Origin of the sequence: uncultured Henriciella sp., assembly GCF_964005855.1 — a bacterium.
GTDB lineage: Bacteria > Pseudomonadota > Alphaproteobacteria > Caulobacterales > Hyphomonadaceae > Henriciella.
The window spans coordinates 388,094-400,008 of the sequence record NZ_CAXFSW010000001.1 but is presented as its reverse complement, the minus strand read 5'-3'; the positions used below and the strand labels follow the sequence as shown (position 1 = coordinate 400,008).

11 protein-coding genes are annotated in these 11,915 nt (G+C 63.0%); 1 reads left to right on the top strand and 10 read right to left on the bottom strand.

Annotated features, from left to right (window positions below; genetic code table 11):
- Window positions 1–2: 2 nt before the first annotated feature.
- A complete protein-coding gene (locus ABNU55_RS01895) occupies window positions 3–488 on the top strand; it encodes a DUF3291 domain-containing protein (protein WP_290753093.1) in 486 nt (161 codons plus the stop codon).
- On the opposite strand, the gene murG is transcribed toward ABNU55_RS01895, so the two are convergent.
- From murG to ABNU55_RS01845, 10 genes are read right to left on the bottom strand one after another with little or no spacing between them, the layout of a single operon-like run.
- Window positions 485–1,576 carry an undecaprenyldiphospho-muramoylpentapeptide beta-N-acetylglucosaminyltransferase gene (gene murG / locus ABNU55_RS01890; protein ID WP_290753090.1) on the bottom strand — a complete coding sequence of 364 codons (1,092 nt, stop codon included), beginning with the start codon at window positions 1,574–1,576 and terminating at the stop codon, window positions 485–487. The genes ABNU55_RS01895 and murG overlap by 4 nt on opposite strands.
- Window positions 1,569–2,720 carry a putative lipid II flippase FtsW gene (gene ftsW / locus ABNU55_RS01885; RefSeq protein WP_290753088.1) on the bottom strand — a complete coding sequence of 384 codons (1,152 nt, stop codon included), beginning with the start codon at window positions 2,718–2,720 and terminating at the stop codon, window positions 1,569–1,571. Before ftsW ends, murG begins: the two co-directional genes overlap by 8 nt.
- Complete coding sequence (gene murD / locus ABNU55_RS01880) at window positions 2,717–4,144, bottom strand: UDP-N-acetylmuramoyl-L-alanine--D-glutamate ligase (protein WP_290753086.1); 1,428 nt, start codon at window positions 4,142–4,144, stop codon at window positions 2,717–2,719. The genes ftsW and murD overlap by 4 nt, the downstream gene beginning before the upstream one ends.
- A gap of 10 nt (window positions 4,145–4,154) precedes the next feature.
- On the bottom strand, window positions 4,155–5,348 hold the full coding sequence (gene mraY, locus ABNU55_RS01875) for a phospho-N-acetylmuramoyl-pentapeptide-transferase (RefSeq protein ID WP_290753082.1): 1,194 nt from the start codon (window positions 5,346–5,348) through the stop codon (window positions 4,155–4,157).
- On the bottom strand, window positions 5,338–6,831 hold the full coding sequence (murF, locus tag ABNU55_RS01870; RefSeq protein WP_290753079.1) for a UDP-N-acetylmuramoyl-tripeptide--D-alanyl-D-alanine ligase: 1,494 nt from the start codon (window positions 6,829–6,831) through the stop codon (window positions 5,338–5,340). The genes mraY and murF overlap by 11 nt, the downstream gene beginning before the upstream one ends.
- The gene (locus ABNU55_RS01865) at window positions 6,828–8,264 is read right to left on the bottom strand and encodes a UDP-N-acetylmuramoyl-L-alanyl-D-glutamate--2,6-diaminopimelate ligase (RefSeq protein WP_290753076.1); all 1,437 of its coding nucleotides are present in this window, start codon (window positions 8,262–8,264) and stop codon (window positions 6,828–6,830) included. The genes murF and ABNU55_RS01865 overlap by 4 nt, the downstream gene beginning before the upstream one ends.
- Complete coding sequence (locus ABNU55_RS01860; protein ID WP_290753074.1) at window positions 8,261–9,913, bottom strand: penicillin-binding protein 2; 1,653 nt, start codon at window positions 9,911–9,913, stop codon at window positions 8,261–8,263. The genes ABNU55_RS01865 and ABNU55_RS01860 overlap by 4 nt, the downstream gene beginning before the upstream one ends.
- A complete protein-coding gene (locus tag ABNU55_RS01855) occupies window positions 9,906–10,232 on the bottom strand; it encodes a septum formation initiator family protein (protein WP_290753071.1) in 327 nt (108 codons plus the stop codon). Before ABNU55_RS01855 ends, ABNU55_RS01860 begins: the two co-directional genes overlap by 8 nt.
- On the bottom strand, window positions 10,229–11,224 hold the full coding sequence (gene rsmH, locus ABNU55_RS01850) for a 16S rRNA (cytosine(1402)-N(4))-methyltransferase RsmH (protein ID WP_290753069.1): 996 nt from the start codon (window positions 11,222–11,224) through the stop codon (window positions 10,229–10,231). Before rsmH ends, ABNU55_RS01855 begins: the two co-directional genes overlap by 4 nt.
- Window positions 11,224–11,742, bottom strand: coding sequence for a division/cell wall cluster transcriptional repressor MraZ (locus tag ABNU55_RS01845; RefSeq protein WP_290753066.1), 519 nt, complete (start codon window positions 11,740–11,742; stop codon window positions 11,224–11,226). Before ABNU55_RS01845 ends, rsmH begins: the two co-directional genes overlap by 1 nt.
- Between the last annotated feature and the right edge of the window lie 173 nt (window positions 11,743–11,915).

Sequence of the window (11,915 nt, the reverse complement as noted above, 5' to 3'; positions counted from 1 at the left end):
TGATGAACATGCATCTCGCTGAACTGAATGTCGGGCGGCTCGTCGCCCCCACGGACGACCCAAGGGTCCGCGAATTCATGGACAATCTCGACATGGTCAACAGCCTCGGCAAGCGCATGCCGGGCTTTGTCTGGATGATGGAAGGCTCCGGTGAACCGGGAACCGGCAACACCGAGGCAAAGATCGGCGGCGACCCTCAATATGTCTCCAATCTCACCGTCTGGAAGGATGTCGAAAGCCTCGAACGTTTTGTCTGGGGCACAGTGCACAAGAAGTTCTATGAACGCCGGGCTGAATGGTTTGAGCTCATGGCGGAAATGCACTTCGTGATGTGGTGGGTGCCCGAAGGCCACGAGCCCACACTGGAGGAAGCCCTTGAGCGCCTGGATCTTCGGCGCAAGCATGGGGATAGTGAAGACGCCTTTGGCTGGGAGTGGCTCAAGCAGGCGACGATGCACCGTACGCATGCCTGCCGTGAGGTCGCCTAGCGCCCGGCGGCCTTCTCTGCGAGGTCCGCAAGGTCGCGCGCGGCGGTCACCGTGCCTGCAGCTTTCGCCCGCTCTGCCCGCTCCTTCAGGCCCGCCTCGTCCTCAAGGCGCACCTTGATCAGTTCGCCCAGCAGATTCGGGTAGAGATTGTCCTCCAGAACGACATCGGCAGCGCCAGCCTCCACCAGCGCTTCTGCATTCGCGGTCTGGTGATCGTCCATAGCGATCTTGAGCGGGATAAGGATGGAGGGGCGTCCGACCGCCGCGATCTCGCTCACCGTGCCCGCACCGGACCGCGCCATGATGAGATGGGCGGCAGCAAGCCGCTCCGGCATGTCGGAAAAGAAAGACTTCAGCTCATGGCGAACGGCGACATTGTCATAAACGGCGCGCACATCATCCAGCTGTTCTTCGCGAACCTGCTGAACGACTTTCAGCCGCGCCCGGAGCGGTGCCGGCAGATGGTTGGCAATGGCAAGCGGAATGATCTCACCCAGGATACGGGCCCCCTGGCTGCCGCCGGTTATGAAGATCGTCAGCTCGCCATCGGTGGGCGGGAATGGCACATCACGCTTGGCCGCAATGGGCGCGCGCACGGGATTGCCGACCGGGGCATGCCGCACTCCGTCTGGCAGACGGTCGAGACGCGGAAAGCCTGAGGCAACCACCTTCGCTTTCGATGCAAACTGGCGGTTCACCCGTCCGAGAACGGCGTTCTGTTCATGGATAAGGATCGGGATCTTGCGCCGGCGCGCCGCGCTGAGCGCCGGGAAGGCCGGATAGCCACCAAAGCCCGCCACAAGAGCCGGTCTGGTCTCCTTCATCGGGCGCGTCGCCCGTGAAATACCACGCCAGATTTTCAGGGCAGCGCCCGGCAAGGTCCAGGGCTTGCGCAGATTCGGGCTGGCCGCACCGACTTCCTGCTTCCAGTCGGCCGGAAATTCACTGGCATAGGAAAGCCCGCGCGCATCGCTGATAAGACCAACCTGCCAGCCGCGCGAACGCATCTCCTCTGCGAAGGCGGCCGCCGGAAACATGTGTCCGCCTGTGCCGCCGGCAGCTATGATGACGAGAGGTTTGTCAGCCATACCGCACCCATGCGGACGAACTCTGTCGCCGGATGAGCGCCAGGGCGAGGCCGAGCGTAAGCGCAATGCCGATCATGGAAGACCCGCCATAGGAAATAAAAGGCAGCGTCATGCCCTTGGGTGGAATGAGGCTGACATTGACCCCGATATTAATCGCCGCCTGCAGCCCGAACAGGGTAAAAAGGCCGGAGGCGGCGGCACGCGGATAGGGATCGCGCACCCGAGAGGCCGCGCGCAGCCCGCGCCAGCAGATATAGCCGAAAAGCCCGATCACCAGGAGCGCAGCCACATAGCCGAATTCCTCGCCAAGCACAGCATAGATGAAGTCGGTATGGGCGTCCGGCAGACTGGTCTTCACCGTCCCCTCGCCCGGCCCGGCGCCCAGGAAGCCCCCGCGCGCAATCGCCTCCGACGCCTTGTCGATCTGGTAGGTGTCATAGTCGGATGGGTTGATGAAGCTGTTCACCCGGTAGCGCACGTGCGGCAGCAGGGCGTATAGCGCGCCGCAGAGTGCGACACCCCCGGCAAAGAAAGCCGCCGCCCAGCGCCAGGGCAGGCCAGAGACAAAGAAGGTAGCGATGAAGGCGGCTGTCAGCAGGGCCGACTGGCCGACATCCGGCTGGAGCAGCAGAAGGCCAAGGATCACGACATAGAAGACCAGAGCGATCACGCCCCATGGCCCGCCAGGATAGAGATTGCGCTGGGCCAGCAGCCAGCCCGTCAGGACGATCAGTGCGGGCTTCACAAATTCCGATGGCTGCAAGGTGAACCCGCCGATCTGCACCCAGCGCTCTGCGCCCTTGGCTTCGTGGCCAACAAGGAGGATCGCGACGAGCAATACGAAAGATCCGGAAAAGATCAGCGCAGAGGCCCGCCGGACCCAGACCTGGCTCAGCATGCTGGAGAGGGTCAGCACGGCCACAGCGCCAGCGGCAAAGACGCAATGGCGCTTCACGAAATGATAGGGGTCGGCGTAACCGAGGCGCTCTGCGGCAGGCGGCCCGGCGGCGAGAGACAGCATGAGGCCAAGCCCCAGAAGCGTCAGCGCGGCGGCAAGGATGGGCCAGTCGACACTGAGGCGCCACTCACTGACCGCTGAACCGGACCGGGGCAGGACCACCGTATTGCCGAGCGACACGCTCATGCCGACTCCTGCATGACAGGCCGAAGTGCGTCACCGCCCAGCGCCTCGACGGCTTCGCGGAACGAGTCGCCACGCGCCTCGAAATCCTTGAACTGGTCAAAGCTCGCGCAGGCAGGCGACAAGAGGATGATCGGATTTTCATCGCCGGAGGCTTTGGCGTCCCGAAACGCATCGGCCACCGCCTTTTCCAGGGTGCCTGTGGTCTCATGCGCCGTCTTGCCGTCCAGCGTCCGGGCAAAATCGTCGGCCGCTTCACCGATCAGATAAGCCTTGGCGACATGATCCATCAGTGGAAGCAGCGGCTCGATACCGCCTTCCTTGGCACGCCCCCCAGCGATCCAGTAGACGCGTGGATAGGCACGAAGAGCCTGTTCGGCGGCCTGCGCATTGGTGGCCTTGGAGTCATTGACGAACCGCACGCCATCAATCTCGCCGACCTGCTCCATACGATGGGCAAGGCCCGGAAAGGTCGTGATGGCGGCGAAAATACGGCCCGGATCAAGACCCAACGCGCGGCAGGCGGCATAGGCAGCCGCCGCATTCTGCCAGTTGTGGCGACCCGGCAGTGTGGCAGACTCGCCAAGGTCACCCACGCGGACCGCATTACTGGCAAGGCTGTCGAACAGTTTGCCATCGATGGCGCTGACGCCCCGGCCGAGCGCGAATTCGGACGACACGCGCGCCAGACGGACATCGCCGCGCCCGGCCAGCTCCATGGCGATGCACTGAGTGTGTTTGTCATCGACCGCCACCACTGCCGTGTCGCCGCGCGTCTGATTATTGAAGATACGTTTCTTGGCCGCGACATAGCCGGACATGTCGCCATGGCGGTCCAGATGGTCAGGCGACATGTTGAGCAGAACCGAAACGTCACAGCGCAGGCTTTTGACAAGGTCGAGCTGGTAGGAGGAAAGCTCCAGCACATAATAGGCATTGGCGTGCAGCGCCGGCAGGTCGAGCACGCCTGTACCGATATTGCCGCCGACATGCACGTCGAGCCCGCACTCCTTCAGGATGTGACCGATAAGGGCGGTGGTCGTGGATTTGCCGTTGGTGCCGGTGATACCGATGACTTTTGGACGCCCCCTTTCCGGCAGGGACTGAACGGCGCGCGCAAAGAGCTCCATATCGCCGACCACCGGGACATTGGTCATCTGCGCCAGGCGGACCAGACGGTGTGGCTGGGGGTGTGTCAGCGGTATTCCGGGCGAAAGGACAAGGGCGGCGAAGTTCTGCCAGTCGCGTTTGTTGAGATCCGACACCGGAATGCCTTCGGCTTCCGCCCTGGCCCGGCTGGCCTCATTGTCATCCCAGGCATGGACCTTTGCCTTACCGGCTTTCAAGGCGCGCGCAGCCGCGAGGCCTGTCCGGCCGAGGCCGTACACCGCAACGTCTCTTCCAGCATATTCGGTAATAGGGATCATCGGGTGCGGGCTACCTCAGCTTCAGCGTGGCAAGGCCCGCGAGGGCGAACAGGACAGACAGGATCCAGAAGCGGACGACGACCTTGGTCTCGGGCCAGTTCTCCTTCTGGAAATGGTGGTGGAGCGGGGCCATCAGGAAGACGCGCTTGCCGGTGCCCGTGAGGCGCTTGGTGACCTTGAACCAGCCCACCTGGATCATGACGGAGAGCGCTTCGATAACGAACAGGCCGCCAATAATCGCAAGGGCGAACTCATGCTTGACGGCGACGGCGACGACGCCGATCAGCCCGCCGAGGCCAAGTGACCCGGTATCGCCCATGAAGACAGTCGCCGGATAGGCGTTGAACCATAGAAAGCCCATCCCTGCCCCGATCATCGCGCCGAGCAGGACACCCATCTCTCCAGCCCCAGGCGTGAACTGGATGCCGAGATAGTCGGCAAAGATGATGTTGCCCGTCAGATAGGCGATGAGCGCATAGGAGGCAGCGGCAAACATCACCGGAACGATGGCAAGGCCATCAAGGCCGTCGGTGAAGTTCACGGCATTGGCCGAGCCGACGATGACGACCATGGCAAAAAGGATGAAGAAGCCGCCGAGCGGGACGAAATAGTCATTCACGAACGGGACGGCGACCCCGCCGGAAAAGCTCTGATCATTCGGGTCGAGGCTGGTCTGAGGCGCTAGCGAGGCAATGTACTGCGCGACGTCGTTGAGTGGGCCCCATTCAGCGTGACCAAGCGGCGTGTTCGCGCCGTGAAGTCCCATGATGAAAGCACCAGCCAGCGCGGCCACGAGAAACTCCACCATCAAGCGGACCTTCGCAGAAACACCCGCGTCGGTCTGCTTGGTCACCTTTGCATAGTCATCGAGGAAACCGAGGAAAGCGAAGGCGACCGTCACGAACAGGACGGTCCAGATGTATGGGTTGCCGAGGTCAGCCCAGAGAAGGGTCGCCAGCAGGAGCCCGATCCAGATGAGGAAGCCGCCCATTGTGGGGGTGCCGCGCTTTTCAAGCTGGGCCTGAAGCGACAGGTCCCGGATCGGCTGGCCCTTGCCCTGACGCTCTCTCAGCTTGGCAATGACCCAGTCGCCGGTGAGCACGGAAAAGAGGAATGCGGTGACGATCGCGCCGCCTGTACGGAACGTCGTGTAGTTGAAAAGACGGAAGAGTCCGTCATCCGCCGCCAGCAGCTCATACAGCATCGCGACCCCCTGCAGCCCCGTTGGAGCCGCTGTCCATCACCTGCCCGTCTGCGGTCTTGCTCCACTGGCGCAACCTGTCTGCGAGCTTGCCCATCCCGGAGGCATTCGAGCCTTTGATCAAGAGGAGATCGCCGTCTTTCAGAGAGTTTTTTACTGTCGAATCCAGCCCGTCAGCCTTCTCAGCCCAGTGCGATTCTATCTGTGATTCGATGACGCCCTGCAGCGGCCGCATTCCTGCGCCCGCCAGGAAGGCGACGGCCGCACCCGTCTCAATCAGAGGTTTTGAGAGCGACATATGTTCTTTTTCGGAGGTCGCGCCGACTTCCAGCATTTCCCCGAGCGCAACCAGCCGCCGCTTTCCCTCTCTTGAGGCAAAACTCTTCAAGGCGGCGCGCATGGATTCCGGGTTGGCATTGTAGGCGTCATCCACGAGGACGAAGGCCCCGCCGCCGGGAATAGCGAGCAATTCCGCTGTTCCGCGCCCGGCCGGCGGGGAATAGCCGGAAAGGTCCAGCGCTGCCTGATAGAGGTCGACGGAGCTGTTGAGGCCCGCGGCCAACAGGGCGCATGCCACATTCTCAGCCCAGTGCTCGCCCACAGCATGGATTTCTACGTCCAGCTTGCAGGTCAGCGTATCGAGCGCGATGTGGCTCATCCCGCCGGCGCTGCCATAGGCCTCGATCCACGATCCCCCGTCACGATTAGGAATCCAGTCCAGCTTTGCGCCATCTCCCTCGTGTCCGAACACAGCAATCGGGGCATTCGGTTTCAGTTCACGCACGCGCTCCACAAGCGTCGGAAGCCATTCATCTGCCGCAGGCAGAACGACAACGCCGTCCGGCTCCATGAGGCCCGCCGCGATATCTGACTTTTCCCGCGCCACACCTTCTATAGAGCCAAGACCCTCGAGGTGAGCGGGAGCGATCTTGGTGATCACGGCGACATGCGGGGCGACCATTTTCGAGCGCGGCGCGATCTCACCCGGCGTCGACATGCCGATCTCGAAGACGGCGAATTCGGTATCGGCCGGCATCCGGGCGAGCGTGAGAGGCACGCCCCAGTGATTGTTGAAACTCTTGACCGACCAGTGCGCCCGGCCGGCGCCGCGGTGGATGCGGGCGATCATTTCCTTCACGCTGGTCTTGCCGACAGAGCCGGTCACGGCGATGCGGACCGCATCCGCCGCCCGTTCGCGGGCATAGATACCGAGCGCCTCAAGCGCCACCATGACATCATCGACGATGATCAGCGGGCCCGTCGCACCCTCCACCTCACGGCTGACCAGCGCGGCACTCGCACCCGCCTCGAAAGCGGCCGGCACAAAATCATGGCCATCACGGACGTCTTTCAGCGCAACGAACAGGTCGCCGCTTGCAAGCGAACGCGTGTCGATGGAGACGCCGCCGGCTTCGAACACGCCAGTCACGCGCCCTCCAGTAGCCTCAGCAATCTCTTCGGACGTCCAGAGCGGCCGGGTCGTCATCCCTTACGCTCCTTCAGCGCTGCAAGCGCTGTATCCTGGTCAGAGAACGGGTGGACCTTGTCACCGACAATCTGGCCGGTCTCATGGCCCTTGCCGGCAATAAGAAGTGTGTCGCCCGCCTTCAGTTCAGCCACGGCATGATGGATGGCTTCGGCGCGGTCGCCGATCTCAAGCGCACCCTTCGCGCCTTCCAGAACCGCCTTGCGGATGTCTGCAGCGTTTTCAGATCGCGGATTGTCGTCCGTAACGATGACCACGTCGGCCTGCTTAACGGCGACTTCGCCCATGATGGGGCGCTTCTTGCGGTCACGATCACCGCCGCAGCCGAAGATCACAAAGAGACGGCCCGCCGTGTGCGGACGCGCCGCACGGATCAGCGTGTCGAGGCCATCCGGCGTGTGCGCATAGTCCACGAATACGCCGGCGCCCGCGTCCGTCTCCCCGACAAATTCCAGCCGGCCCTTGACCGGCTTGAGAGCGGCAAGTCCCTTGCGGATATCATCGAGCGATGCACCGAGCGCCAGCGCAAGGCCTGCAGCCGTGAGCGCATTCAGCGCCTGGAACTCCCCAATGAGCGGAAGGTCGACCTCGGTCTCTTCGCCGCGCCATTTGAGGAAGAGCGTCTGCCCCGTCGCCTTGGGCATCAGTTCACAGATCTTGAGGTCATCGCCGCGCCAGCCCACCGACAAGGGGGTCAGGCCATGCGCCTTCGCGCCCGCCTCAAAAGCGTTTCTTTCCGGGCTGTCGGCATTGATGATGGCCGGGGCGCCCTCAGGCAGGAGCTCTGAAAAGAGCCGCATCTTGGCTGCCCGGTACTCGTCCATGTCGGCGTGATAATCGAGATGGTCCTGCGTCAGATTGGTGAAGGCACCAGCCGACAGCTTCACCGCATCGAGGCGGTACTGGACGAGGCCATGTGAGGATGCCTCCATTGCGCAATGCGTCACGCCCTGGTCGGCAAGCTTGGCAAGCGTCTCATGAATGGCGACGGGGTCCGGCGTGGTGTGGCCAAGATCGATATGCCCCTGAGGCCCGATAGCGCCGAGCGTCCCCATGGAGGCCGCGGTCAGACCGGCGCTTTCCCAGATCTGGCGCAGAAAATCGACAGTCGAGCTTTTGCCATTCGTGCCCGTCACGGCGACAACATGCTGAGGCTGGCGCGCATAGAAAGCCGCCGCAGCCGTCGCGAGCGCAAGGCGCGGTTCCTCGACCTCGATGGCCACAGCGTCGCCAGTATCGGGCAGATCATGCCCGATGATCGCCGCCGCGCCCTTTTCGATGGCCTGTGGAATAAACTCCCGCCCATCGGCGGCCACGCCTTTCAGCGCGGCAAAGACAAAACCCGGCCTGATCTTGCGGCTATCAGCAGAAAGACCGGTCACCTCGACCGTTGCAGGCAGGTTCTTTCCGGGGAACAGGGCAGCGAGGTTCACAGCGCGCCTCTCCTTTCTGCGACAGAGCGTACAAGCGGGTTCTCAAAGCGGTCGGGATCGTCGAAATACGGCTCCACACCCAGCGCAGGCGCGATCCGGTTGATGACCCGCCCGGCAGTCGGCGCTGCATTCCAGGCCGCGGTGCGTCCACGTCCGACAGCCGCCTTGGGAGAATCCAGCACGATCAATACGACATATTGAGGACGGTCGGCGGGAAAGACCGCCGCAAATGAGGCAATATTGGCGCTGTGCGAATAACCGCCAGGGACAGGCTTCTCCGCTGTCCCGGTTTTCCCGGCAACTCTGTAGCCTGCGACTTCGGCCTGTTTGCCCGTGCCCGTCAGCACAGCGTCGCGCAGCATCTGCGTCACCAGAGACGCCGTGGGCGCGGAAACGACGCGGTGCACGTCGCGTGTTTTATCTGGATCGATGATGAGGGTCGGCTCTACGACCTCGCCGCTATTGGCGAACATCGAGAAAGCCCCGGCAAAGGAAAGCGGGGAGACGGCGATACCGTGACCATAGCTGATGGTCGCGGCGTGGATTTCGTCGAAGCGGGAGGGCAGGATGGGATCGGCGCTGCCCGCCAGCTCAACCGGCGAGCGCTCCATCAGCCCGAGACTTTCAAGCGCATCCTGCTGACGGCGCGCGCCAAGCATCATGGCCACCTTGACGGTGCCGATATTGGAGCTCTGGGAAACGATTTCCGCAGGCGAAAGCGGGCCGGGGATATGATGGGAATCGGAGATGCGCCGCCCGGAAATCACGACCGGCTCATCGACATCAAAACTGTCGGATGGGCGGATGGCGCCAGTGTCGATCCCCGCCGCGATGGTGATCGGCTTGAAGACTGACCCCAACTCAAAAACGGAACTCACAGCGCGATTTGTCCGCGCCGGGTCATCGCCCGCCAGTTTGTGGGCCCGGTTCGGATCAATCGGCGGCCAGCTGGCCAGACCAAGCACCTCGCCTTCGCGCGCATCAAGGATGACACCTGCCGCGCCCTCGATCTCATACTCTACAGCGGCAGCCGACAGCTCTGTTTCCAGCATGTGCTGGATGCTTGAATCGATTGTGAGACGCAGGGGCTCGCCGCCGGCGGCGAGCTTTTCATCCTGCGCGAACTCAACCCCGGCGATCCCCTCTCCATCCGTATTGGCATAACCGAGCACATGGCCGGCCAGGGAGCGGCGCGGATAGACGCGGCGGCTCTCCTCACGAAAGCCGAGCCCCTCAAGATTGAGATCAAAAACAGCCTTTCGCTGGCGCGGGGTGAGGCCCCGCCGGATCCAGACAAAGGCGCGGTCATTGTCCGAAAGCCTGGCTGTCAGGGCCTCTGCATCCATGTCGGGAAAAACACTGACAATACCCTTCGCCACCGCGCGCGGATCCCAGATCGCCCGCGGGTCGGCAAACAGGGAATAGACCTGCACGGAGGTCGCCAGCAGGACGCCGTGCCGGTCCACAATATCGGCGCGCGGCACCTTCTCCTCAAAGACGTGCGCGACACCGGTGCCTTCAGAGGCGCCGGCGAGCGAGACCAGCCCCGCCTTGAAGGTGACGGCGGCAAAGCCGAAGCAAAGGACGAGCGAAACAATGCGCGCCCGCAGCGCCGAGCCCTCTGGTCTGTCGAGCGATGCATCAGTCATCCGACACCTCCCCTGCTTCAGGCGGTGCGCTGTCTACGGGGCCAAGAATGTGGGGGAGATCCTCTTCGCGGATGAACTGGTCAGCGCGCGGCGGCGCCATGCCAAGCTCATTGCGGGCATATTCCTCGATCCATTCCTGACGGGAAAGGTGGCTCAGCTCCCCAAGCAGGAGCTTGCGTTCGGACACAGCCTCCTCGATCCGGGATTCAACCCGGTCGATCTCCTCGGCGCTTTCGCGGGCGCCATATTTTGCTCGGTAGAGGCTGAAAACGAGCAGGGCGACAACGCCCAGCCCGACCAGAAAGGCGCGGCGGCTCATGAGGAGACCTCCACGCTTTCAATTGAAGGAAGGTCGAGACCGGTATCGACCGGTTCGCCCCATGCCGGCGCATCTGTGCGGGTCGCAAGACGAAGCCTTGCCGACCGGGCACGGGGATTGGCAGACACTTCGGCCTCGCCCGGCTCTATGGCCTTGCGCTGAACAAGGTTGAAACTCGGCTCGGGCCCCTCTTCGGGCGCGGGCAGGTAGCGTGAGCCTCCGCCCGTCTGGCCAGCCCTTTCTTTCAGGAACTGCTTGACCATCCTGTCCTCCAGCGAATGGAACGTCACGATGGCCAGGCGGCCTCCAGGTTTCAGCAACACCTCGCAGCCATCCAGCGCTCTGGCGAGTTCACCAAGCTCGTCATTGACGAACATCCTGATCGCCTGAAATGATCTGGTGGCCGGATGCGTCCGCGCGCCCCGGCGCCCGCCCATCGCGTCTTCTATATGGCTGGCAAGATCGAGGGTTGTGGTGAATGGAGCCTTAAGACGCCGCTCGCAGACAGACTTTGCAATACGGCGCGACTGGCGCTCTTCACCCAGCCGGAAGAGGATGTTGGCAAGGTCGCGCTCCCCCAGGGTATTAACGACGTCAGCGGCCGTCGGCCCGTTACCGCCCATACGCATGTCGAGCGGCCCATCGCGCATGAAGGAAAAGCCGCGCTCTGCTTCGTCGATCTGAAAGGACGAGACGCCGAGGTCGAGCGTGACCCCGTCAACGCCCTCGTGACCAAGGCCCGCAACCAGCGCCTTCATGTCACCAAAACAGCCAAGCGCTGGCGTGAGGCGGTCAAAACCGGGTTCGGTCGATTGTTCGGCGCGGCGGATTGCGGTCTCATCGCGGTCGATGCCGATCACGCGGCAGTCGGCCGCCTGCAGGATCGCGCGCGTATAACCACCGCCACCCAGCGTGCCGTCAACGATGAGATCGCCATCACGCGGCGCAAGCCCGGCGACCACTTCATTCAGAAGAACGGGAACATGCCCCATCAGTCACCCCCCGCGCCGCCAGCCGGCACGCTGGGCAGGTTGCCTGCATTGAGGGCCTGCTGGAACGGCTCATTGAGCGCATCCTGATTTTCCAGAGCTGTCTGCGCCATCTTCTCATCGAAGGCCTGGAAGCGGTCCGGCTCCCAGATATGGAAGCGGTCGAACGCCCCGGCAAAGACCAGTTTCTTGGTGATGCCGGCGGCCTCCAGAAGGTGGGCGGGCAGCGTGATCCGGCCGGTATCGTCCATCTTGAGATCGGCCGAGCGGGTGAAGATCGCATGCATGAAGGCGCGCCGCTTGGGGTCTGTGGGCGCCATCCGGGCCAGCGTCTGGCGGTAGACGGCCATCAGCTCATCGCCGCCGCCCTCAAGGCATCCCGACCCGTCGAGCGCAGGCCAGACAAAGATGCGTGAGCCGCCACCCAGAGCTGCGCGGAAAGACGCCGGGACGGAGACCCGGCCCTTCGCATCAAGCGCAGTTTCATAGGTAGAGACAAACACCGCGAGAAACCCTTGCACCCATCATCCCGCCATTGGGACAGCTTTAATATGATTTGGGATAGCATGGGCAAGCTAGGGCACCAATGGGCAGAGATGGTGTTTGGCGCCATCCACAAGCGGCCATATTGGGAACATAAAAGGAATAAACCGGAACATGTGACGCGCGATTTGGTCAGCACCCAGCCTAGGGC